The 24,999-nt window shown below is 39.4% G+C and carries 21 protein-coding genes; 15 read left to right on the top strand and 6 right to left on the bottom strand.

Annotation, left to right across the window (positions count from 1 at the left end; genetic code table 11):
• The first annotated feature begins 69 nt into the window (after window positions 1-69).
• The 3 genes from H0262_RS08240 (at window position 70) to H0262_RS13160 (ending at window position 1,543) form a co-directional block, all read left to right on the top strand.
• Complete coding sequence (locus H0262_RS08240; protein ID WP_181210410.1) at window positions 70-504, top strand: DMT family transporter; 435 nt, start codon at window positions 70-72, stop codon at window positions 502-504.
• 8 nt (window positions 505-512) lie between these two features.
• On the top strand, window positions 513-974 hold the full coding sequence (locus H0262_RS08235; protein ID WP_181210490.1) for a DMT family transporter: 462 nt from the start codon (window positions 513-515) through the stop codon (window positions 972-974).
• Between the two features lie 440 nt (window positions 975-1,414).
• On the top strand, window positions 1,415-1,543 hold the full coding sequence (locus H0262_RS13160; RefSeq protein ID WP_259275435.1) for a hypothetical protein: 129 nt from the start codon (window positions 1,415-1,417) through the stop codon (window positions 1,541-1,543).
• 10 nt (window positions 1,544-1,553) lie between these two features.
• On the opposite strand, the gene H0262_RS08230 is transcribed toward H0262_RS13160, so the two are convergent.
• Complete coding sequence (locus H0262_RS08230) at window positions 1,554-2,474, bottom strand: glutaminase (protein WP_181210409.1); 921 nt, start codon at window positions 2,472-2,474, stop codon at window positions 1,554-1,556.
• Between the two features lie 460 nt (window positions 2,475-2,934).
• On the opposite strand from H0262_RS08230, the gene H0262_RS08225 reads away from it, so the two are divergent.
• Complete coding sequence (locus H0262_RS08225) at window positions 2,935-4,263, top strand: ATP-binding protein (protein WP_181210408.1); 1,329 nt, start codon at window positions 2,935-2,937, stop codon at window positions 4,261-4,263.
• Between the two features lie 11 nt (window positions 4,264-4,274).
• Here the strand turns inward: H0262_RS08225 and H0262_RS08220 are convergent, their stop codons facing one another.
• Complete coding sequence (locus tag H0262_RS08220) at window positions 4,275-4,967, bottom strand: thiopurine S-methyltransferase (RefSeq protein WP_181210407.1); 693 nt, start codon at window positions 4,965-4,967, stop codon at window positions 4,275-4,277.
• Window positions 4,968-5,545: 578 nt separating this feature from the next.
• Between H0262_RS08220 and H0262_RS08215 the strand changes: the two genes are divergently transcribed.
• Window positions 5,546-6,145: a DJ-1/PfpI family protein gene (locus tag H0262_RS08215; protein WP_133104372.1), complete on the top strand. Its 600-nt coding sequence runs from the start codon at window positions 5,546-5,548 to the stop codon at window positions 6,143-6,145.
• Between the two features lie 282 nt (window positions 6,146-6,427).
• Here the strand turns inward: H0262_RS08215 and H0262_RS08210 are convergent, their stop codons facing one another.
• Window positions 6,428-7,807, bottom strand: a complete 1,380-nt coding sequence (locus tag H0262_RS08210; RefSeq protein WP_181210406.1) for a PLP-dependent aminotransferase family protein — start codon at window positions 7,805-7,807, stop codon at window positions 6,428-6,430.
• A gap of 226 nt (window positions 7,808-8,033) precedes the next feature.
• Between H0262_RS08210 and H0262_RS08205 the strand changes: the two genes are divergently transcribed.
• The gene (locus H0262_RS08205) at window positions 8,034-9,203 is read left to right on the top strand and encodes an MFS transporter (RefSeq protein ID WP_181210405.1); all 1,170 of its coding nucleotides are present in this window, start codon (window positions 8,034-8,036) and stop codon (window positions 9,201-9,203) included.
• 125 nt (window positions 9,204-9,328) lie between these two features.
• Here the strand turns inward: H0262_RS08205 and H0262_RS08200 are convergent, their stop codons facing one another.
• The gene (locus H0262_RS08200; protein ID WP_181210404.1) at window positions 9,329-9,475 is read right to left on the bottom strand and encodes a hypothetical protein; all 147 of its coding nucleotides are present in this window, start codon (window positions 9,473-9,475) and stop codon (window positions 9,329-9,331) included.
• A 974-nt stretch (window positions 9,476-10,449) separates the two neighbouring features.
• The gene (locus H0262_RS08195) at window positions 10,450-11,220 is read right to left on the bottom strand and encodes an IclR family transcriptional regulator (RefSeq protein ID WP_181210403.1); all 771 of its coding nucleotides are present in this window, start codon (window positions 11,218-11,220) and stop codon (window positions 10,450-10,452) included.
• 241 nt (window positions 11,221-11,461) lie between these two features.
• Here H0262_RS08195 and H0262_RS08190 point away from each other — a divergent pair, with 241 nt between their 5' ends.
• From H0262_RS08190 to H0262_RS08170, 5 genes are all read left to right on the top strand, one after another.
• Window positions 11,462-12,649: an iron-containing alcohol dehydrogenase gene (locus H0262_RS08190; protein ID WP_181210402.1), complete on the top strand. Its 1,188-nt coding sequence runs from the start codon at window positions 11,462-11,464 to the stop codon at window positions 12,647-12,649.
• 59 nt (window positions 12,650-12,708) lie between these two features.
• Entirely contained in the window at window positions 12,709-14,199 is a 1,491-nt protein-coding gene (locus H0262_RS08185) for a CoA-acylating methylmalonate-semialdehyde dehydrogenase (RefSeq protein ID WP_181210401.1), read from the top strand.
• A gap of 330 nt (window positions 14,200-14,529) precedes the next feature.
• Entirely contained in the window at window positions 14,530-16,671 is a 2,142-nt protein-coding gene (locus H0262_RS08180; RefSeq protein ID WP_181210400.1) for an acetate--CoA ligase family protein, read from the top strand.
• A 235-nt stretch (window positions 16,672-16,906) separates the two neighbouring features.
• Entirely contained in the window at window positions 16,907-18,490 is a 1,584-nt protein-coding gene (locus tag H0262_RS08175; RefSeq protein ID WP_181210399.1) for a BCCT family transporter, read from the top strand.
• An 80-nt stretch (window positions 18,491-18,570) separates the two neighbouring features.
• The gene (locus H0262_RS08170) at window positions 18,571-19,380 is read left to right on the top strand and encodes an enoyl-CoA hydratase/isomerase family protein (protein WP_181210398.1); all 810 of its coding nucleotides are present in this window, start codon (window positions 18,571-18,573) and stop codon (window positions 19,378-19,380) included.
• Between the two features lie 113 nt (window positions 19,381-19,493).
• Here H0262_RS08170 and H0262_RS13240 read toward each other — a convergent pair whose 3' ends face one another.
• A complete protein-coding gene (locus tag H0262_RS13240; protein ID WP_181210397.1) occupies window positions 19,494-20,111 on the bottom strand; it encodes a TetR/AcrR family transcriptional regulator in 618 nt (205 codons plus the stop codon).
• A 631-nt stretch (window positions 20,112-20,742) separates the two neighbouring features.
• Here H0262_RS13240 and H0262_RS08160 point away from each other — a divergent pair.
• The 4 genes from H0262_RS08160 (at window position 20,743) to H0262_RS08145 (ending at window position 24,932) form a co-directional block, all read left to right on the top strand.
• Window positions 20,743-21,534 (top strand): enoyl-CoA hydratase-related protein, encoded by a 792-nt coding sequence (locus tag H0262_RS08160; protein WP_181210396.1) that lies wholly within the window; start codon window positions 20,743-20,745, stop codon window positions 21,532-21,534.
• 186 nt (window positions 21,535-21,720) lie between these two features.
• Window positions 21,721-22,773 (top strand): enoyl-CoA hydratase/isomerase family protein, encoded by a 1,053-nt coding sequence (locus tag H0262_RS08155; protein ID WP_181210395.1) that lies wholly within the window; start codon window positions 21,721-21,723, stop codon window positions 22,771-22,773.
• 288 nt (window positions 22,774-23,061) lie between these two features.
• Window positions 23,062-23,718 carry a GntR family transcriptional regulator gene (locus H0262_RS08150; RefSeq protein WP_181210394.1) on the top strand — a complete coding sequence of 219 codons (657 nt, stop codon included), beginning with the start codon at window positions 23,062-23,064 and terminating at the stop codon, window positions 23,716-23,718.
• 65 nt (window positions 23,719-23,783) lie between these two features.
• On the top strand, window positions 23,784-24,932 hold the full coding sequence (locus H0262_RS08145; protein WP_181210393.1) for a mandelate racemase/muconate lactonizing enzyme family protein: 1,149 nt from the start codon (window positions 23,784-23,786) through the stop codon (window positions 24,930-24,932).
• The last annotated feature ends 67 nt before the right edge of the window (window positions 24,933-24,999 follow it).

Genomic DNA, 24,999 nt, shown 5'->3' with positions numbered 1-24,999 from the left:
TATTATAGCGTTTTTTAATGGGTATACATTGCTGTAAGCTGCAGCGTATTGCTCATTAAGGATTTTTTCATGCAAATTTTATTGATACTCATTGTTGTGTTAGGCGGCATGGGGTTGTCTGTTGAAGCAGGATTACTTGGGCCTTTAGGGAGTCAGGTAGGCGAGCTGTGGGCGACATTGAGTATTTTTGGTGTTGGCGCTGCTCTGACATTCTTTTTGATGTTGTTTTTTAGTCCGCGGGATAGTCCTTCCTTTTTCTCACAGCCGCCTTTACTACTGGTTGGTGGTATTTTAGGGCCTGTTTATGTTGTGGTATTAACCGTGGTGACGCCTGTTATTGGCATTGCGCTGACGATGATTGGGATATTGGCTGGGCAAGTATTTCAGAGTTTAATCATAGATCATTATGGTTTATTCGAAACCATGGAACGAAAAATAGACAGCAAACGAATTATCGCTTTATTTTTCATTATTGCCGCACTTGTTTTTATGGCAAAAGGATAACCTAAATGATGCTTATTTTAATGATTTTATTAGCAATAATTGGCGGTGCGGCTTTAAGTATCCAGGCAGCATTAAATGGTCGCCTTGGCGGCAATGTTGGCGTATTTAAAAGTGCCTTTTTAACCTTTTCTGTGGGTGCAGTAGTAACTGCCTTGCTCATTTTCTTTTTTGAGCCCAGTCATGACGTCACTTTAATGGATGTCCCTAAATGGCAACTGCTTGGTGCCTTATGCGGTGTGCCTTACATTGTCATTATGGTGGTTGCGGTCCAGCGTATTGGGACTGCTGTAGCAACGGTAGCGGTTATTTTTGGTCAGCTGAGTATGAGTGTATTAATTGATAATTTTGGTTTACTTGGTAATGAGGCGATTAGCCTTTCAGTCAGTCGCATGGGTGCTTTGGTTTGTTTGGCAATTGCGCTTTATTTTATTTATGCTAGCAGCAAGTCTGAGCCTAAAGAGGCTCATTAGTGAGCTATGCTGAAGAAATTGTAGAAACTAATATGGGAGGGTTTAATCAGACAGCTCAATCATAATGACCCATGCTGTTGATTTTATAGTCATTAAGTTCATATCTAACACTAGCAGTTCGATGCTTGTATAGCGTACCGTTGAACTAATCGCAGATCATTATGGTATTCAAATTAATTAGATTTTGTTAATGCTAGTGCTTACATTTAGCTAAAAATACTGGTAAAAAATCCAAGCCTGAAGGCACTGGTTCATGGATTCAAACGCTCCCTAGGCAACCTATCTTAAATATTTCTGAGCCTCTCTTTTAGATACGGCTCAATTAAGTCTAGAAGAATAGGAACTTTATAAATACCAAGTCAGAATGTATAGAAAAAAGGATGTTCTATACACGTTCGGAAGACACAAAAGACGATATAAATATATCCTAAGGGGGTATCATGGACGCAAACGTGGATCAGAGTATCCGTTTACCGATCCCTAAAATGGCATCGCTACTATCAGGATGTAATACCATTCGAAAAAGCAACGTTATTCGCTGGATTGATAATCAATTAAAAAAGCATTAAGTGATCGCTTTCAATTCGAAAAAACTGACCAGCCCGTTTTCTGTACCAGCAGCTCTAATGCCTTTGACCCAAGTTTGGAATTTCCTACGTGATCAAGCCCTGGTGACCAGACTGCGATTGAGCCTTTACCCGGCGCTATCGTCAAAATACCGCCACCAACACCACTTTTACCCGGTAGCCCGACACGGTAGGCAAATTCACCAGCGCCATCGTAATGACCGCACATCATCATTAAAGAGTTTATCCGTCGAGACTGCTGTGCATTAATCACTCGTATCCCTGTGTGTTGATTAACACCATTAGACACTAAGAAAAGACCCGCACGGGCTAACTGCTCACAACTCATTGCAATCGCGCATTGATGAAAATAAACACCGAGCACCTTATCTACATCGTGCTTTATATGACCAAAGGACTTCATAAAGTGGGCTAAGGCGGCATTTCGATCTCTGTGATCCATTTCAGACGCTGCCACTTTATGGTCAAAACGGATCGAATCATCATCGGCAATAAAGTGTACAAACCGCAGAATTTCACCCAAGGTTTCTTTCGGCTCATGTCCCATCATAATGGCATCCACCACGGCAATCGCACCAGCATTGATAAATGGATTACGCGGTCGACCCGATTCAAACTCCAATACCGTGATCGAGTTAAAGGGATCGCCAGATGGCTCACGACCAACATGGGTCCAAATCGCATCACCTAACTTGCCAAGACCGATGGTTAAGGTAAATACTTTGGAGATACTTTGAATCGAGAATAGGGTGCTCGCATCCCCTGCTACATATACCTGCCCATCAGGTGTCGCTACGGCAATACCAAACTGGTTCGGATCGACATGCGCCAGTTGCGGGATATAATCTGCCACTTTTCCACGCTCGGTTTCAAGGGCCATCTCTGCGGCAATATCATTAAGAATCTGTTGCATATGAGTTGGGTAACCGTATTTCTACTGCGTTGTTGAATAATAGTGATTTTAACTGAATAAAAGGTGATAAGGATGTAAATATTATATTTTAATTAAGTTCTATTGAACTGAATTGCACTCAGATTCTCGGAGATTATTGTGACCGTGAGCATAATCTCACAGTCATTTCAGTTTTTTTGCATAAATAATGAGTGGGGTTGCTCCGTATTATCAGTTCAGGGATGCTTATTTTCACCCTCCAAAGAGGTACTAGATAAATCCATGTCTACATTTAATGTAGTAAATAATTACCAAGAGATTATTAACTCTATTGATACAGTTGATATATTTCGCCAATCTCATAGATAGTACTATACCTCTAAAAGATAGTAAGAATATTATATGTCAGCAGAGTTGACACCAATAAGAAGTCGTTACTTGCTCAATTACTGTGTTTAGACCTTAAAGGATGTAAATAAATTTGATCTATAAAATTATCTCAAACCAGCATCTGCGTATGGCATTGCTATTTTTGCTGATTCAGCAAATTATTGTGGCGTCATCAACATACTTTATTGCTCGCCTTGCACAAAGCTTAACCGAGGATAGTATCTCAATTTTGTATATGCTGTTATTTGCCGTCTCTTTAGTAGCAGTTTATTTGCCTGCATATTTTTGTGTCATCAATAGGGAGCGCGCTAAGTACGACGCTCATAAACTGTACAATGATAATTTTCATACTGTCTTTTTAGGCAAGACACATTTGTTATCCAGCGATGAGTTACAGAGTACGGCAACGACAACACTCGCCCAAGAGAGCAACTATACTCTTGATACAGTCATTGATAGTATTTTTGATATTTCAGCTTTGGTACTCAATGTCTTATTTAACGTGTTGGTCATTGCTTGGTTTTTAGATGGTACGTTACTGCTTGGTTATGCAGTAGGTATTATTTTTGCCTCCATGTTTGTGCATTTCAGACGACACACCCTAAAAATGGCTGCCAAAACAGACCAGCAATCACGGCTGAGTTTAACCACCAAACTTTTTGACAGTTGGGATAACGTCGTTATTTTTAATAAGCATAATTACACGCTCTATAATAATGTTGTTCAAAAAAGCTTTGCGATAGCAAAGCATAATAGCGTTAAATCCACCTCAATCCAGCACATCAATTCAAGCGTAGGCATGATCATACTTATGCTGCCTGTCTTTGTAGTCACGGCCTTTATTTTTAATAAAAATTGGCACGATGCTGCGACGATGGCGGTACTAATTGCCACGCTGCCAAGACAAATTCAGCTATTGCAAATGTGCTATGCCTTGATTGGTTACCATACCAGTATTGGTGTTATCAAAACGATGCTAGATGGTATTTTAGAGGTCTTACAACCTACGTCTGTCAATTTAGATAACTACATTCAAGCAGACCAAATACGTGTGCAGCAAACAGGGGATATTTTTGATTTAACACAATTACCCAAACAAGGTAGAGTAACGTTGGTTGGTAATAATGGCGTTGGCAAATCTTGTATGTTGCTTAAGCTTAAAGAGCACTACCAAGAGCAGGCTTACTATTTACCTGCCAAGCATAATTTGTATTTCAATTACAAAACAGATAAAGCCCATAAGGGTTCAACAGGACAGCAACTCATCAAACAAATTCAAGAAATTAGAGAAGACGACCAAAGTACGATTGTCATGCTTGATGAATGGGATGCACATTTGGATAGAGAAAATACCCAAATCATAGATCAATATCTTGATCATCTTGCCCAAACAAGGCTTGTGGTGGATGTTAGACATTGATTTATAGAATATTATTTTTTAGATATTAATGTATAGACAAGACGATATCCTGAATCACCTGCGGTAGAAACATAGTCTACTTTTTCTTGGGCTATTAAGTTTATCTCATAGTACTCAGTATAATATTGTTCAAGTTGAGATCGTGTCACTAGGAAAGGTGGTAAGTTTTTATGATTATCGCTACGCTGCTTTTCGCCATCATAAGCAAAAGATAAGAGAAGTTGGCTTGCTTTATTACCAAGCTCCATAATTTTCTGTGTATAGCGTGTACGTAGATTATCAGGCTTAATATCTGGAAAAGCTACTAATGCACCACGATCATAGACAGCATCTATTATTCCAATATCAATGGGACTGAAATCAAAGATATCACCCACCCAAATTTTGAGAGTTTGTCCTTCGTGTTCAGTTTGATAACAAGTGAGATTAGGAGTAGTTGGATGTAGTGATATTGTCGCTTGCAAATCGTTTTCGGCAAAAAACTGTGTGACTGCTATCTCTGACAGCTCAACACCAATGACATCAAAACCCTGACTTGTAAACCATAGCATATCCACGCTCTTACCGCATAAGGGCACAAAAACGCGACCATTTTTAGGTGTATTGAGTTCTTTGAAATGATGTATTAGCATGGGATTTGGTTTTTGCTGAGTAAAATTAGTTTGGCTCTTTTGCCATGCATTTTTCCAAAATTCAGGAGTCATAAAATCAACCTTTATTGTATTAGACTGAGTCTGCCTTGTTATTTTACTATGGACACCTCTAAGCTGTCTCAAGATGTATCCACTTTGATAAAATAGATATGAATGTCAACTAGTGCGCCATTTACTGATAGGGTATTTCTTAAGTAATTTTCTTCAATATTTCATAATAGTTCTCAAGCAAACTCGATTTTTTGACTGAGTAATTGCTATGAGCCTATCCTTAATCTTATCAATGTCTGCCTTTGCTTTAGCGGTTTTGCTGGCAGGTAATGGCTAATTTATTCAACGCTGCGGGCGTCTGTCTATCAAGTACCAATTTTTTATTATCAAACGTGTGCATCAGAGTAGATAAGTATTCAATCATTTGTGTTTGCTTAAATATTTAAGCACAGTTTAAGTTGAGCCAAAACAAATCTGCTGAAAATAGAGTAGGGGTTGTCTCAGGACTGAAACAGCTAGGAACGTCAAAGGCGGATGCGATGGCGACGTTGGTTAAAAAGGTAAATGAAGATTAAGCTTGATTATAAGGGTATAAATGAGCGATATTTAATTTAATAATATTAACTCAAGGACACACCATGACATCGATACGAACCGTTGGTATATTACTTTTTAACGAAGTCGAAGTATTAGATTTCGCAGGACCTTTCGAAGTGTTTTCATTGGCTGAAAACGATAGCAGTGATAAGCATTTTGATGTCATTACCATTGCCGAGCAGCAAGCGCCAATATCTGCTAGAAATGGTTTAACTGTTATACCGGATTATAGCTTCGACAATCATCCCACTATCGATGTTTTGGTTATTCCAGGCGGTTATGGTGCTGAAAAGATCGAAATAAATAATCCAGTGGTTATTGATTGGATTATCTCTCAAGCAAAAATTACCGAGTTAACGCTATCAGTCTGCACCGGTGCCTTGCTATTAGCAAAAGCTGGATTGCTGGCTGGCAAGTCTGCAACCACTCATTGGATGGATTTGGACAATTTAGCATCCTATCCTAATATTGAAGTCATCGCTAATACCCGTTTTGTCGATGCCAGTGACGAGACTACTAAGTTGGTAACATCAGCAGGAATAAGTGCCGGTATTCATGCCAGCCTGTACTGTGTGAAGAAGTTACTAGATAGTCAAACTATGCAAACAACTGCAAGACGTATGGAGTTTGATATAGGTTAAAAGCGTTAATAAATTTGGCTAACAAACACCGCGGCATAAAGAGCTTGGATCTTTCATTATCGGCTGGCAGTGTCACTTTGAAGTGACCCGAGAGAGTATGGTCAAGATGGTAACGAATGGGCGTGATGGAATCTAAAATGAACTTAATAACTATCCTGAATCTGTCCAATCACCTGCTGAGATAATAGAGTGTGGCCACCAATATATTGGATACAATAACGCATGGTTAGCAACCATATTGGGTAATTTATTAAATATATAAAAACTTCTAAGTATTGTTGGCTATACCAACGCTTGAGCCAATACCTCAAATACTTTTGAACTACTCATTTGTGCCACATTAAAACGCATAAAGTTCTCAGCATTTTTTGATTGACTAAAAGCATTGCCTGGGGCTAAGACTACACCTTGTGACAAACAACGATTAGCCAGTTCGGTTGCACTATTATTATCTGGCAAGCGGCACCAAAGGAACATCCCTGCTTGTGGTAGTAACCACGGCACAATTCCCAATTTTTCCAAGCGTGGCAGCGCTTGAGAACGTGCGCTTGCAAGACGCATATGCATCGTGCTCATATGTTTGCGATAACCGCTGTCCGTTAGCGCCGATAACACAACTGCTGCTGCCAGCTGACCGCCGCCAAAGCCAGTTGCTATTTTTAAATCGAGCAAACTCTCAATCCATTCATTTGGCGCGGCTATATAACCGCAGCGCAAGGATGCCGATAAGGTTTTAGAAAAACTACCAATATAAAACACGCTTGATAAGCCGTCTAATGCCGCAAGCCGTGGCGCAGGTTTGACTTCAAAATCAGCAAAAATATCATCTTCGATAATATATAAACCAGATGCCTGAGCCAATTGCAATATTTGGTACGCCGTAGCATGCGATAAGGTTGCACCAGTAGGGTTATGGATGGCGGCATTGGTAATGTATAGGCGTGGTTTGTGTTCTTCTAAAATTTTCGCAAAGGCATCTATATCTGGACCATTCGGCGTATAAGGCACGCCAATGATTTTGACTCTATGAGCACGCAATAGCGCTCGAAAATTAAAATAACAAGGGTCATCGACGACTACCGTATCGCCTGCGGTCAATAAAAAGCGAAGGATTAAATCTATCGCTTGCGTGCCAGACTCTGTCAGCATTACTTGTGAAGGCTGCGCATCGATGCCCAGTCCTGCCATACGCCGTGTCAGTAATTGTCGTAACGCGGGCAATCCTAGCGGCGTTGCATACTCACTGATAACGGTAGCATCACCTCTTGCCGCATGTCGTAAACCGCGGCGCATACCCTCCACAAAGAGCCAATCGGGTGGCAGCCAACCACAGCCAGGCTTTAGTACATTATCGGATGGCTCAAGCGATTGCCGCGACACCCAGAGTGGATCTATTGCGCGATCAAGATTGTGTCCTGACTCTTTTAATGAGAGCGGCGCTATAGATTCTGCCACATAGAACCCTGCGCCAGGACGCGAGTAAATAATACCTTCTGTTTGCAAGCGCTCATAAGCTTCAACCACTGTTGATGGTGAAAACCCGTAACTGTTTGCTGCTGCCCTTACGGAGGGTAGGCGTGTTCCGGGCATATAGACGACGGTTGCTATCTTTTCTTTAACGTCAGCCATGACGATTTCAATTCGTGTTAATTGATGCTTCATATTTTTCAAATGAACCCATGAATATATAAATTCGATAGAAGAGCTGTATGGGTTTTATATGCCAAACAGTTTTGTCCAATTGTACGGGATTGTATATAGATAACCTAATGCGCTTTTGTTTTAATCATTGAACCTAAAACGATGTGATGTTGGCTGTAAAGTAGAGTTCTTTAAATATAGTTAACATCAATCAGATCACTGATATTTTTCAGAAAAGCGGCTATATATGATTACTCAAAAATATAATAAATATCTGGCATTTGCACTATGCGTGATAACGACAAGCGTTAACATACAAGGACCACTTTATGCCATTTACGCTAGAAATGACGGATACGGCGTCTTAGCGACCACGGTCGCATTCTCTTTTTATGTGTTGGGGGTAATACCGGTATTATTAGCTTTTGGTGGACTCTCCGATAGGATTGGACGAAAAAAGACTATTTTAATCTCTTTATTTTTATCGATAGCGGCAACTGCTCTGATGATGTTCTACCCTTATACTCGAGCGTTAGCAGTAGCGCGATTGTTGCTTGGTGTTGGCACAGCCTTAATGGCAGCAACAGCGACCGCATATATGATTGAGTTGATTGGCTCCTCCGATACGGGGCGTGCCACCACTTGGGTAACTGCAAGTACCACTATAGGTTTTGGTCTTGGGCCTGCACTAACGACAGTTTCTTTGTTATTTTATGAGACAGAGCAACCTGCTAGCTTTTTCCTCATGCTAATAGGCGCGTTTTTATCAATAGTTTTAGTATGGCGATTACCTGAGACTGCGCACGGGCGCTCGAACACTCGTGGATCAATGCTCAAGCTGCCTTATTTTAATCGTGAAGTGATTTGGTATGGCGGCGGTATTTTGATTTGTTGGGCGACTACCGGATTGGTATTATCGATTATTCCATCAGTATTGGCCACGCATGGAATGGCTAAATATGCTGGAATATCCTCTATGCTTGCCATCAGTTGTGGATTATTGTTTCAGCCTATCGCTCGAAAGCTTGATCCTCAAGTATCATGTAAATTGGGTATTCTGATTTTACTTCCTGCTTATGCGTTGCTTGCTTGGGGTGCGCTGCATGCCAATTTACCAGCGATACTTTTAGCAGCTTTTTTAGCGAGCAGTAGTTGTTATGGCTTTGTTTATTTAGGCGGGTTGTCAGGGGTGACACGGTCTGCTGGCTCTGAGCAAGCTCGTGCTAGTGCTGGCTATTTTTTAATGGCTTACATGGGGTTTAGCGTGCCAGTGATTTTTACTGGTTTGATGGTAGATCAGTATGGTTCTACTGTTGCATTTTACGCTTTTGGGTTGTTTTTACTGCTGGGCACGTTTGTATTGTTCGCAAGTCAGTCTATTTTAAAACCAGAGTCCGCCACTATTGCAGCACCTTGATATAAGATTTGATTTAGCTAAACAAACTTTCTTTAATAGGAAATAAATAAATGCTTGTCATTGTGATCAATCAAACACAGCACACAATAAACCGAACATAAGGCACAATCAGATAATGACTGCTTTCATTTCACTGCCATGATAAGCCGCTTTTTCATAGCAAGAAACAGTCTGGTAATATCATAGCGATTTTTCGTCCAATTATTACCGAAAAACGCCTGTTCTATAAAATCTTGTCCCGCAGTATTGCCCAGTTTTTCAGGTGTTAACATGAGCTCATCCAAGCGCATAAAGCGATGAGACTTGCTTAAATTAGTAGGCAACAGTAACTATTTATTTTTTGGTCATCTTGATAAAGCCCGTAATAGATATGACATTAAAAAAACAATTATTTTTGATTGAGAATCTCAATGTAAAGTAATCATTATTTGATTGTGAGGTGATAATTGGGAATGAGAGACTATGCAAGGGGCTTATTAGGCATTGTGAAGATAGTAAGCACAGTAATGATGAGCAGAACAAGTTTATCAAAGAGGTTAACTTTGAATGAATAATAAAATCACTGTATCCATAACATGTCTATTATGGTTTATCAATCAGACTGACTAATAACTAACTGTTTGATCATAATCTCATAAACTTAGTAGCATATAGACTTCATTTAACTTATGGCTACCTAAATTTAGGTTCATAGTTTAAAAAGGATGATTGTCTAGTAAAAACAATAGCCTATAGTTAATAGAAAAATAAATGGTTCATGAACCTTAATATGTGACATAGCCTGAGTACAACAACCTTTATTTAAACTGTTGGGAATCTCAACTGAGACACCTATGAGCTATGCAAAAGAAACCGTATAAGTAAATTTGGTAAAATAAGAATATTAACAGAAGTTAATCATGACTAAGAAAATCAGAATATACAATGCAGATTTCAAGGCTGAATCTGTCAAAAAATATCAGGCAACAGTAATGTTTTCAGCGTCTGCAAAGTAGATAAGTCTAGCCGTGCAGACATTATCTAACTGACAAAAAAAGCAGTGATCGATGTCCATTTGAAACTGGGAGTCTGCCTTAAATAGGTTTATGATTATGTTTAATAATTGCATCTGCAGGCGTTTAATCTAAATGAGAGTTACATAGAATATTGGATATCCTCTAAGAAAGCTTTTATCGGGTGTCCTAAATTAGTTGATTGCTACAAGTAGTTATCATTGGGTAGCAGGTTTATTGTATAACTAACAACTTTACTCATAGTTTTGATTAAAAACAACTGACAGCTCGTTAGCTGCCTTTTGCATAAGAGGCACGTAGCTCAACAATTCTTCTAAAGTTTTTCTAACTGTGGGACCGTGAGTAAAGACAGTGGCAAATGCTTGCTGCTCACCATTTGGAATCATTACCGCACAGGCTACCATACCTGGAATAAATTCTTCATTATCTATCCCTACCTGAGTATCACGTGTTGTTGTAATCGTTTGCATCAGTTGCTTTTTATCTGTTTGCGTATTGGTCGTTAGCGCATGTATCGACATTTTCTCAACGATACGCTTGCATTTCTCATCCGATAACTGTGCTAATAATAATTTACCACTGGCACTGGCCCAGACAGGTACATGAGTACCAGAAGGTAAAAATATTTGCAATGGCCAATCTGACATGACACGATCGATATAAACCACATCTAGATCTTGCAAAATCGCAATACCTACCGTTTCTCCTATCTTCGCAGATAGCTCATTCAATATTGCTAATCTTTCATTCTTGAAATCACTGTTCTGCAATAAATTCATGGCAAGCTTATAAGTGCGTTTTCCGCAGGTGACTTTCCCTGGCAAATCTAATTGAACGAATCCAAGGTTCTGCAACTGATCCAATAACCGATACATACTCGGCACTGGCACATCCAATGTTTCGGCCAAATCACTGACACTCATTGGTCTTTGCGAGCTGGCAAGTACCTCTACTATCTGTAAAACACGCTCAACGCTTGAGCCCTTCTTTTTAGTATTATTCATTGCTTACTCTAAACCTTTAGCTGACTCTCAGCGAATAAATGCATTTATTATAACGATAAAATTTGTCTTTTTGCGTCTTGCTATTACAAAAATATTCTGTTACCTTTTATATATCGATAACATTTTTATCGATATATGAATTCGTTATTTAAATACTATACACTTTTATGAATAGTTCGTACGACGATTGAGCGGACTACTACGCTTATATCTGAAGTCATTAATTCAAGGATGAGTAACTATGTCACACAGTATTCTGCTACCAAGGATAATGGAAATTGGTCGTGATGCTTGTCAAGGTCTACCGACAATACTAGATAGCTTAGGTATCAAAAAGCCACTTATCATTACTGACGATATGATGGTCAAGCTAGGTTATGTGGATAATGTGCAAGCCATTTTGAAAGAGGTAAATATCACTGCTGATGTATTCTCAGATACGGTTCCAGAACCTACTGAAAGCTCTATCGAAGCAGGTGTTTGTCAAGTAAAAGCCCAAGATTATGATGGACTTATTGCCTTAGGAGGCGGCAGTCCTATCGATAGTGCTAAAGCTATTTCGATCCTAGGGAAATTTGGTGGGACGATTCGCGATTATAAGTTTCCACGTCAAGTGAACGAAGCCGGTTTACCTATTATTGCCATACCGACGACTGCAGGCACTGGGTCAGAAGTGACCCGCTTTACCATCATTACCGACGAAGCAAATAACGAAAAGCTGTTATGTGTTGGTATGGGTTTTATGCCTATAGCGGCGATTATTGATTACAGTTTAACTATCAGCGTACCGCCTCGCACGACAGCAGATACCGGCATCGACGCCATGACCCATGCTATTGAAGCGTATATCAGTCCCAAACGTAATGCTTATAGCGACCAACAGGCGCTTGCAGCCCTACGCTTAATCGGGCCAAACATAAAAAAAGCCTACCATAATGGTAAAGATGAGACGGCACGTGAGGCAATGATGCTAGGTTCTACCTTAGCCGGTATTGCTTTCTGTAATTCCTCAGTAGCGCTAGTGCATGGTATGAGTCGTCCAATCGGTGCTTTTTTTCACGTACCACATGGCTTATCAAATGCCATGCTGCTGCCAACCATTACAGAATTTGGCGTAGCTAGTGCGCCCGATCGTTACGCTGACTGCGCGCGTGCACTAGGCGTATCTGATCACAGTGATACCGATGATCAGGCGAACGTCAGTTTGATTAATTACTTAAAAAACTTAAATAAAGAATTGCAGGTACCGACATTAGCTGAATTTGGCGTGCAAAGAGCTGAATTTGACGAGCTAATCGATACCATGTGTGAACAGGCATTCGCCTCAGGCTCTCCCAATAATAATCCTCGAATACCTAGCCTAGAAGAGATGATTCAGCTTTATACCTTGCTATGGAATGACAATAGTATGGATCGCTCATTAAGCTAAAACAGTCTTCATTTAACGTTAACCTACTGATAACTTACACGTTCAAAGGGAACAACATTATGCAAATTATCGGACATTTTATTAATGGCAGCATGTCAAATAATGACAGTCAAACTCAAGATATTTACAACCCTTCAACAGGTGACGTTAGCAAGCAAGTGGCTTTAGGTGGCGAAAAAACCATCGGCGAAGCAGTCGCTGCTGCTAAAGCTGCCTTTCCAGCGTGGAGCAAAACCCCGCCATTGAAACGCGCTCGCGTCATGTTCAAATTCAAAGAGCTCTTAGAGCAAAATGCTGATGAGATATGTAGACTGATTGGCGAGGAGCATGGAAAAATCGTTCACGATGCCGCAGGTGAGCTACAGCGTGGTATTGAGAATGTCGAATACGCGTGCGGCGCACCTGAGTTACTCAAAGGTGAGCACAGTCGCAATGTCGGTACCGATATAGATTCTTGGAGTGAATTTCATCCATTGGGAGTAGTTGCTGGTATCACTCCGTTTAACTTTCCTGTGATGGTGCCATTATGGATGTTCCCTATGGCTATCGTTTGCGGCAATACCTTTATATTAAAACCGTCTGAGCGTGACCCAAGTGCTACACTTTTTATCGCACAGCTTTTACAACAAGCTGGGCTGCCGGATGGTGTCATCAATGTCGTGAATGGTGGCAAAGAAGCTGTTGATGCTATTTTACATCATCCCGATGTCAAAGCCGTTAGCTTTGTCGGATCGACCCCTATCGCTGAATATATCTATACAACAGCAGCCGCACAAGGCAAACGCTGTCAGGCGCTCGGCGGTGCAAAAAATCATGCGATTGTAATGCCAGATGCGGACTTAGACAATGTGGTCACCTCTTTATTAGGCGCCGCTTTTGGCTCGTCAGGAGAGCGTTGTATGGCGCTATCTGTCGCAGTGGCGGTCGGTGATGAAACGGCTAACAAGATGATTGCCGCACTGCAACCTGCTATTCGAGAGCTAAAACTAGGTATTCATTCAGATAAAAATAATGACTTTGGCCCTGTCATTACAGGTGCGCACAAATCTAAGATTTTAGAGCACATCAAAAGTGCTGCCGATCAAGGTGCTAAACTGGTCATCGATGGCTCTGATGCCTCGCCAGAAGGCTACGAGCAAGGATTTTTCGTGGGTCCTACTCTTATTGATCATGTCACTAAAGAGATGCACAGTTACGAGGCAGAGATTTTCGGTCCCGTGTTACAGGTTATGCGTGTGCAAACCATGGCCGAGGCGGTACAGCTCATAAATGATCATGAATATGGTAATGGTACTTGTATTTATACCCGAGACGGTGAAGCGGCGCGTCATTTTATTGATAACATCCAAGTTGGCATGGTTGGCGTCAATATCCCACTACCAGTACCCGTAGCATCACAAAGCTTTGGCGGCTGGAAACGCTCACTATTTGGTGACCTAGCTATGTACGGACCAGATGGCGTGAGATTCTTTACTCGTCGCAAAACCATTACGCAGCGCTGGCCTAGCGCGGCATTGCGAGAAGAGAAACAGTTCTCTATGCCGACTTGATTATAAATTATAGATGACAATGATAGTTCGAAAAATATGAGCAGTACATTTACATTACTCATCTCATGAGGCAAAGTACTGTTCATATTTTAATTTTTACTTCTAAATACGCTTATTTTTAGGAGTATTACCTTTAAAGAAGCCAACATGGAATAACTATAATTGGGTTATGAAAAGTTGGGAAATTAATGTATAACTATTTGGTCTTATTCAATAGAAATTATATTGACTGGTCAGATAATTGAGTATACGATAAAGATACAAACTATATACACTGGTAATTTCAAACATAAAAACGGATTTTTAAAAATGATTGAGAGAGGCATAGCTATGAAAAAGGAAAATCTAAAAATTTTGGCAAAGAAAGCACAAACTATTGCCATAGTTGGTGCTAATTATCGTTTTGCTACTCGTGTACTCTTGGAAAACCTAGACAAAATGGATTTTACAGGAACTATTTATCTGGTGAATCCAAGATATGAAAATATCGACGGTGTACGATGCTATCAATCACTTTTAGAAATTGAAGATACAATCGATGTTGTGGTTGGACTAGTAAATCCACAACTAATGATTCAAGTGGCTAGTAATGCAAGTAAAATAAATGCCAAAGTGCTGGTCATACCTGGTGGAGGCTATGGAGAAAGTGGGGTTGAGGGCCAAAATATACAGAACGCTATTCTAGAAAGAGCTGCGGATTCAGGTATGCGAATAGTGGGGCCTAATTGTATGGGTTATCTTAATATGCATGCTCAATTCACGCCATATATAGGTACGTTACATAGGCCATTGCGCCCTATCAAAAAGGGACCGGTTTCTATTATTTCGCAAAGTGGCTCGGTCAATGATGCCTTCATTGCGTCCAAGCTAGGAATTAGTAAAATCTATTCCACTGGCAATGAAGCAGACGTGCAAATGCATGATTATTTGAACTTACTAGCAGAAGATCCTGAAACGTCTGTAATTATTTTATATATCGAGGCGATCCGCAATCATTTGAGTTTTCTAAGAGCCCTTGATTTATGCAGTAAGAATAAAAAGCCAGTAATAGCCATAAAGGTCGGTAGAACTATAAAGTCTGCAGCCGTAGCAAATGCGCATTCAGGGGCACTAGCGGGAGACTACGAAATTGAAAAGTTGTTTCTTGAAGGACATGGGGTGCTTTTCGTTGAAGACATTGACCAGGCAGTAGCAGTTGCGCTGTTACTCTCACAGCCGTATTTACCTACTGTTAATACAGTGGCTGCATTGACAGTATCAGGCGGACAGGCCGGAATATTGCTCGATTTAGCTGAAGACTATGGTGTCGATTTTCCGGATTTTTCTGCAGTAACCAATTATGAGATAGCAAGCAAATTACCTGAGTTGGGTGGGCTGTCCAATCCTTTAGATATTTGGGGAAAAAGCAGTAAAGATTTTTCTGAAGTATCAAATATCTGCCTATCCAGCATAGTAAAGGATGCTGATATTGGAATCATAACCGTAGCCATCGATGCACCTATTGGTCAAGGCGATCATGAGTTTGACTTTACCAGTATACCGGCCAAAGACCTTGCCAGTTTACGGGGAAATTCTGATAAACCATTTTTATATTTTAGTCATATTCAAACCGAGTTTGATCCTAGGGTAGAGTCGATTTTAGATGAAGCTGGTATTGCAGTCATACAAGGCAGTCGCAATGCACTAGTGGCTTGTCGAGCACTGTTTAAATATAAAGAGTTTTTAGAAAAGAACAATCATACGCCGATATATTCGGTAGAGGATTTATCCATACAAAAAGGATTGAAGCTTCTTCATGATAATGAAGGACGCAAGCTATTAGATGAGAGTGGGTTTGTATCTCCAAGAGAACAAGTAGTCACATCTCTACAAGAAGGAGTGGATTATGCTGAGTCAATTGGCTATCCAGTAGTGCTAAAAGCGCAAGGATTGGCCCATAAAACCGATGTTGGCGGTGTGGCCTTGAATATCAAGAGTGCCGCTAAACTGAAGAAAGCGTGGGGGAAAATGGAACACTTAAACTCTCCTTATTATTTGATTCAAGAGATGGTTACAGATGGCTTTGAAACCATTCTGGCATACAGAACCGATATGAATTATGGTCCGGTGGTGATATTTGGATTGGGTGGTATTTATACTGAATTGTTCAATGAAGTGGTGCTAGCGGTTCCTCCGATCACTCACAAAAAGGCGGAGCAAATGGTTAAAAGCATTCCTATGCTCTGGAAAAGTATTGAAGGTTATAGAGGCAACCCAGCATTAGACTTAGAAGCCCTCACTGCTTCCATCGTACAGATGGGTGAGACCGCTATGGAGAAGTACGAAGAGATCGTGGAATTCGAAATAAATCCTTTATCGGTTCGGGTAAAAGGAGTGGTAGCACTTGATGTCTTGGCCTCAGTAAAAACGACAGCTGCCAAAGAGGCTGATGCCGAAGAGGCCGATGTCAAAAAATGTAGTGAGCTGGTGTAGCAAGCGTTTATACATTATATAGTCAATTCTAAATAAAACAGATACGTTATATTCCAACGCAGTACTGGTATAAATTTTTCTGGCATGCTGTGACTACGCTGACAGAGGCTGCGTAAAATTCATCTCAGTCTTACTGTATCGTTTTAATACTGAATTCACTATATGAAATTTATCTGTTGATTAGATTAATTCAAGGATTTAAAGGATAGTTAACTCTAAGGAAGGAGTAATTAAATTGAAAGAGAATAAAATTGACTGGTTCATCTTCATCTCTACATTTGTTTTGATTGTTGCCATCTGTCTGCCTTTGGTTTTATACCCAGAAAAAGGAGGTGAGCTGGTTAGTCAAGCAAATAGTTTTGTGACTTCAAATTTTGGAATGGTGTTTTTGTGGGCTGGAATGGGCGGATTTGCATTTTTAACCTATTTGTTTTTTAGCGAACACGGAAAGATTAAGTTCGGCACAAAAGACGAAAAGCCTGAGTTTTCAAATTTTAGTTGGGGGGCGATGGTTTTCTGTGCAGGTGTCGCTTCTGGGTTGGTATATTGGGGTACTATTGAGTGGGCGTATTATTTTACAGCGCCACCATACGGTATCGAACCAAAATCAACAGATGCTGCTGAAATAGCAGCGGCATACGGTATTTTTCATTGGGGACCATCGGCTTGGGCATTCTTTGTCCTACCATCTCTACCCATTGCCTACTCTTACTATATTCTAAAAGTACCGGTCTTAAGGTTGAGCGAGATTTGCCGTATTGTGATTGGAAAACATTCAGATGGTGTACTAGGCAAAGTAATTGATATCATATTTATGTTTGGTATTTTGGGTGCAGCTGGTACTTCTTTAGGCTTAGGCACACCATTGGTCGCTGCAGGAATAAGTAAGATTACGGGTATAGAATCTTCAACTTCAATGACTGTATTTGTATTAGTACTCTGTACGGCTCTGTTTACTTGGAGCGCTTATTCTGGATTGAAACGTGGACTGAAGCTATTAAGTGACTTAGCAATTATTTGCTCGGTCATACTGTTGACTTACGTTCTATTAGTCGGCCCGACCGAATTTATTTTGAAGATGGGAACAAATAGTGTTGGATTGTTATTTACTAATTTCGTTCGTTGGAATTTGTATACGGATCCAGTGAGCGGTTCAGGTTTTGTAGAGAGTTGGACTGTATTTTATTGGGCGTGGTGGATTGTTTATACTCCATTTATGGGCTTGTTTATCGCTAAGATCTCTAGAGGAAGAACCATTCGGCAAGTCATTTTGGGTGGAATAGCATGGGGTACTTTAGGATGTGCTGCTTATTTTTCAATCCTAGGAAATTACGCTATGCACCTAGAATTGACAAAAGAGTTGTCTGTTACTGGATTACTAGAGCAGATAGGGGCACCTGCTACAATCATGGAAGTCATTGGAACACTCCCACTGGGGTCAGTAGTAGTAATTGTATTTAGTTTTATAGCCTTAATATTCTTAGCGACTACCTTTGACTCAGCTGCTTACATGATGGCTTCGTCAACTACCCCTACACTTGGCTTAAATGAAGAACCTGCTAAATGGAATCGACTGTTCTGGGCACTAACCTTGTTTATATTACCAGGTACTTTGATGGTATTGGGCGGTGATCTTAAAACCCTACAAACGGCTTCTATTTTGACCGCTATACCCTTTATATTTGTGATAATGCTATTGGTTGTTGCCTTAATGAAGATGCTAAAAACTGGCGAACACTTTAATCAGGATCTGCAGGACGATCCTATTAAATTAGCTGAGGTAGATTCACTTGAAGAACGGCAAAAACCAGCTGCTTAGATCAGATGATTTAAGGACTTTTTCTGGACGCTAATAAATAGAGTTAAAACCTAAACTTAAAGCTTTAAGGGATAAGTAATATGAAAGAATATCAAACAATCTTATACGAAGTTGCTAACAATATAGCTACGATTTCTTTAAATCGACCTAAAAAATTAAATGCAGTAACAGAACAAATGACAGTGGATATATGGGAAGCATTGGATCAAGCAGAAAAAGACTCAAATGTAAGAGTAGTCATACTCACAGGATCTGGAGGTAATTTCTCTGCAGGGGGTGATCTTAGAGAGTCTATGGACTTACCATCTCCAATTGGGGATGAGCCATCAGAAGTATATCGTGCTCAGTTAGAAAGTTTTTTACGAGTAGGATTAAAATTATGGGATCTGAAAAAACCTGTTATTGCTGCAGTAGATGGTTATGCATACGGAGTAGCAGCAGATTGGGTTTTCTCTGTAGATCTAGCGATTGCCTCTGATAAGGCCATTATTGGAGAACCAGAGATCCGGTTTGGTGCAGCTCCAGCTACATTGATGATGCCATGGATTGTGGGTTTGAGAAAGACAAAAGAGCTGCTTTACACAGGAGATTCCATTGATGCAGAAGAAGGTCATCGCCTGGGAATTTTTAATAAAGTTGTTCCACAAGATCAATTAATGGAAGAAGCGATAAAAATGGCAGAAAAAATGGTACAAATATCACCTTCTGCACTTAAAATAACAAAAATGACGATTAATAAGACATATGAGATGATGAACTTGAAGCAGTCACTTGACTACAACATTGAAACGGCAATCTCCATGTTCTTTTTAAGTCAAGAGCAAGAGTTTGCAGAGGCAGGTCGAATAATTCGTGAGGAAGGTTTAGGTGCTTTTTTAAAGGGAAAATAGTAACTTCATCTTTCTCAGTAGTGCCACATCATTGTTTCTGTTCATAAGAAAAGACCTGCTACGACTGTAAGTAATGTCATAGCAGGTCTTTTCTCATTTGAAAAATGAAAAAATTATAGTTTAGTTGTCTTTATGATTTCCTCTTTATTACTTAAATAAGTGATAATGGCTTCAAAGCAATTGTCACGATAGTAGCTATGTAACGTGTCATCATCTCGCATCAACCACTGTAAAAGACATCCATCGATTAAAGCACGAATCATATGACTACCGCTTTCAACATTTACAGTGGTAAATATGCCTTCTGACTTGCCTTTTTCTATAATCTCGCTTCCTATGAACCAACAGTTTTTATAAAAGGCATTGTTTACTTCACGAAAGCTCTCATTTTTTTTTGTTTGAGCCAAAAATTCGAGATAGACACTGTAAAACACTTTGTTATCCTTAGGGCTCTTAAACACAGTGTCAACATAAGCACGGATCATATCAATAGCCGTGTCTTCTTTTTGAATAGCAATATACTCATTTTGGAAAATGCGATCGGTCATCCATTCAAGTAAATGATAAAAAACATCTTCTTTGTTTTTAAAGTAATAACTGATGACACCTTTACTAAAGTCAGTGTAATCTGCAATATCTTGAAGAGTAACTTCGCTAAACCCTTTATCATTAATTGCTTTAAGCGTTGCAAGTAACACCTGCTTTCTTCTTTCTTCTGCTCTTTTAGTCACTAAATTTACCTACCATTTTTATACTCGCATAACCTTATCAAATAGCTGAATACTCTACTCTAGTTGATACAGGGTATCGAGTACGTTGCTAAAAAATCTGCTCATATCTTGCAATCCAATGATTGACGACAGTGCACTTTGCTTAAAATAATAGCATTAATATCTTATGATTAGTAAAGAGATTTGGAGATTGTCATGGAACAGCGCGCAAATTATTCTTGGTCAACCTCAGCAATGACTACTATCTAATTTAATATTGAAGCTATCGATATATGATGTATTAAAAATGCATAAATTGTTAGACAGACATCTGCGTCAATTAGCGCAGTGATCAATCGTCTTTAGCTATCCAAATCAGCAGATAAGTGACTGAAATATGAGTCCTGCTTGCTTAGCTATGATAAAGATAAGAAAATTATTCTGTCCGGTCAGATTTTTATTGACGAGCGTAGATAAAGATAATACACTCATAAAGTCAGCTAAATTCTTAATTACGATGTTTAAATTTTTTAATTTATTAGAGTTCAAATATAAATGAATGCTTACTATTTTTACAGGTATTAGCATATCTACAATTAATAACCACTAGCAATGTGCTATATAAAATCATCAAAATGGAGCAAATAGACTAATGGAAAATAAAGAGTTTACAAATATTGAGCTAAGTGTAGAAAATGGGGTTGGATACATAACTATTGATTGTCCACCAGCTAATACCTTAGGCACTTCGACGATAAAAGGGCTATCTGAATGTTTTGCGCATGTCGAAAAAGATCAAAGTGTAAAGGCGATTGTTATTACAGGTAAAGGGAAGATGTTCGTAGCAGGAGCGGATATAAAAGAGTTTACTGAAGCTTTTAATGATCAAGAAAAAGGCAAGATGCTGTCTCAAAATGCACAAGCAGTTATGACTACTATTGAATCGTCTAAAAAGCTGGTCATTGCAGCCATTAATGGTGCTTGTCTAGGTGGAGGCTTAGAGTTGGCAATGAGTTGTCATCTACGGATTGCAGCGAATGAAGCCAAACTAGGTCAACCGGAGCTAAACTTAGGTTTGATACCTGGATTTGGGGGCACTCAAAGGCTTCCACGTATAACTAATAAAGCAAAAGCATTAGAATTAATATTAACTGGCCAGTTCTTAAGTGGAGAGGAAGCTGAAAAAATAGGTTTGGTCAATAAGTCAGTACCCCTTGTAGACTTAATGAACGAAACTAAAAAACTAGCAGAATCTATCGCTCTTAATAAAAGCTCACAATCAATAAAAGCTACCATCACAGCTGTTAATGAAGGTATGGCGACAACACTAGAGGAAGGGTTGAAAATCGAGTCAGAACAATGGGCACAATTATTCACAACTGAAGATATGATGGAAGGTGTTAATGCCTTTATTGAAAAACGTAAGCCAGTATTTAAAGCCTGAGTTAGCTAAAATGATAAATATAACTAATATCCTCTAAAAGCTTAAGCATAATAAACGACTAGATACTAATTATTACTGATGAAAGCCCTTTTGTGATGAATATGAATAGTATTAAGCTGTTCTTTCTATTATAAAAGGGTTTTTAATTTTAAGATCCTAAAATAAATAATTAAGGTGGTAATATAAATGGTAGTTATGACAGAAGTGAAGAATGGTATTGGTTGGATAAAAATAAACCGACCTAAGGTTTTAAATTCTATTAATCTTGAAGTAGTGGCATTAATGACAGAAGCTTTAGAGAAATGGAGAAATGACTCTAATATAATGTTCGTTTGTATCCATGGGGAAGGGGAGAAAGGCTTATGCGCAGGAGGAGATATGCGCAAATTCTATGATTTGAAAGATGAAGACGTTGTATCTTATGCAGAAGATTTTTTTGCAACAGAATATCATCTAGATGCGCTTATACATCACTATGCTAAACCTATTGTGGTCTATATGAACGGTATCGTTATGGGAGGCGGTGTTGGTCTCTCAGTTGGGGCCTCTCACCGAATTGTTACAGAAAGGACAAAATGGGCAATGCCTGAAATGAACATTGGGTTTTTTCCAGATGTTGGGGCAAGCTTTTTTTTAAATCAATTACCTGGATATGTAGGTCGATACCTTGCTTTGACTGCACGTGTCATCAAAGCTAATGACACTATCTATATTGGTGCAGCCGATTATTATATGGAAAGTAGTGAATGGGAGGCTATTCAGGAAAAATGGTTAGAAAGAAAATGGTCACCTGACTTAATTCATCAACAGCTAAATGCAGCAATTAAATCAAATAGTACAAGTGTAATAGAAACTTCACTGCTAAAAAATCTTCAAAAAGAGATAGATCGTCACTTTCAGTATGAAACTGTAGAAGAAATAATAGAATCTCTTCATGGTGAAGCCCTCAAAGGGGATGGGTGGGCAGCTCAAGAAGTACTTAACCTTCTTTCGAAATCACCTACCTCCCTTAAAGTAACGTTGCAACAACTAATAAATGGTATAGGCAAGTCGCTTGATGAATGTCTTGAAATGGAAAAGAATATGGCCATTCACTTTATGGGCACTGCAGACTTCTACGAAGGCGTTCGTGCAGTTCTAGTCGATAAAGACGGCTCTCCTAACTGGGTTCCTAGCAAGTTGGAGGATTTAGATTCCTCTGACATAGAAAAATACTTCTTAATACCCGTCAAAAATTGATAGAAAACATCTACTCAAATCATATTTAACAAAAAATCGGGGGCTTGGAATAGAACTGAAATAGTTCATCTCCAAGCACCCAATTTTCTTGCGGTTGTATTCAGGCGTCTTATTACATCTCTAATGTATAAAATCTAAAGATATCTACAGTACTTTCTCACGATCTAGAGCTGAGTAAATCCAATATTTTAGGAAGGTCTTTACAACTAAGACTAATTAGTATATTTTACTCAAACAGATTGTCGACAATCATACAAGTAGACAATATTGATAAATAGGTGGTTTAGCATGTCTGGTAAGTTTTCCAAGAGTTCTTTAAAGCATCAAATTGCAGAAGAAATTAAAAAGATGATTTTTGAAGGCAAGTTGGTACAAGGTGAAAAGATTACTGAAACTCAAGTTTCTGAAAGCTTGGGCGTTAGCCGCACCTCTGTAAGAGAGGCTGTACTGTTACTTGAGTTAGAAGGCTTACTTATTTCAGAGCCTTATAAAGACACGAAGGTGACGACTATCTCACAAGAAGAGGTTCTTGAGATTTTGATTCCTATGCGTCTTCAAATTGAGACCTTTTCATTGAAAAAAGGGTTTTCAACTTGGGGTGAGGATACAAAATCACAATTCAGTAACATTCTCGAAGATATGAGAAAAGCCATCTTTTATGAAGATTTATCAACTTTCATTGAGCTGGATATTCAACTGCATGGGTTGATAGTACAGTCATCTGGATTAGAGAATGTCATTCGGATTTGGGAGAGTATTGTAAATAGAATCCGCCTTCATTTTTTATATCAAAACAGTCGATCTGGAACGTTGAAAAAATGGCTCACAGAACATGAGGAATTGGTAAATATTTTAGTAAATGGCAGTTCTCTGGATGAAGCAGTCGCTGCATTAAGAGGTCATATCGTAGACACAAATATTCCAGACGTTTATTTACTAGATTAACAGTAAGCTCATTTGATAAGTACGTTCAGAAAACCGTTTAAACCGTAAAGCAAACAAGGATGTTTATGACACTTGAAATTGACAAAATAGATGTGTTTGTCGTCGCAGGACCGGATGCCAAATACAAAACCTCTTCTCATTATTCTGATTTGGTTATCACCAATACCATTGTCAAAATACGGACAACGGATGGTTATGAAGGATTCGGTGCTGCGATTTCTTGGACAGAAGGCGGTATCGATAAAAGTTTGGCAGAGTCTATCCGTCATTTGCTGCCATTTCTGATCGGCAAGTCGGCGCTGCAAAGAGAAGAGCTTTACTCTTTAATGGCCATTCGCTGTGTGCAAATGAAGCCGCAAGCATTGTCACCGATAGATATTGCATTATGGGATTTAGTGGCTAAGTACGCAAACCTGCCACTATACCAAATGCTTGGTGGTGCTAAGAGCAAAATTTTATCTTATGCCAGTACGCCGTTTTTACCCAGTATTCAAGATTATATTGAACACGTTAAAGACTTAAAAAACCAAGGTTATAAGATTATTAAATTCCACACGTGGTGCATATTTGAAAAAGATATGGCTTTGGTAGCAGCGATTGATGATGCATTTAAGGACTCTGGTCTAAAGTTTATGATGGACGTAGAGAGTACTTATAGCAGAGAAGAGGCCTTCAAAGCGGCAAAGATACTAGAAAAGCATGATTACCTTTGGTTTGAAGCGCCGTTACCTGACACCGACTTAGACGGCTATAGAGAGCTAAAATCTCGTGTTGATATTCCAATTTTAGCGGCTGGCAATACCTTACTTCATTTACATCAAATAAAACACGGTATCCAAAATGAGGGTTGGTCAAGTGTCCGTGTCGATGCCACGCTAGCTGGCGGCATCACCCAGACTCAAAAGATAATGGGTATTGCAGAAGCCAACTCCATGACCGTTGAGCTGCAGTCTTGGGGCTATACCTTATCGCAAGCTGCCAACCTACATCTGATGCTGGCTTATAACAACAGCACATATTTTGAGCAAGCAGTTCCCGTAGAACCATTAGAGTTTGGTACATTTACTACGATTAGAACTGACCAAGATGGATATGTACATGCTCCAAAGGGTAATGGATTAGGTATTGAAATGGATTGGACATTAATTGAAAAGTCGAGTCACTTTAGATTAGCTCTAGACTCGACAGGGTGGACAGAGTTCACTTTAGAGTAGATGGTTTTTTTTATTAAAAAGCAATGCTATCCAATGCCTCAGTAGAGTTTATAAATAAGGATGTTCA

This window comes from Psychrobacter sp. D2 (assembly GCF_013608135.1).
In the GTDB taxonomy this organism is placed as follows: domain Bacteria; phylum Pseudomonadota; class Gammaproteobacteria; order Pseudomonadales; family Moraxellaceae; genus Psychrobacter; species Psychrobacter cryohalolentis.
This window is presented reverse-complemented; position numbering and strand designations above follow the sequence as displayed.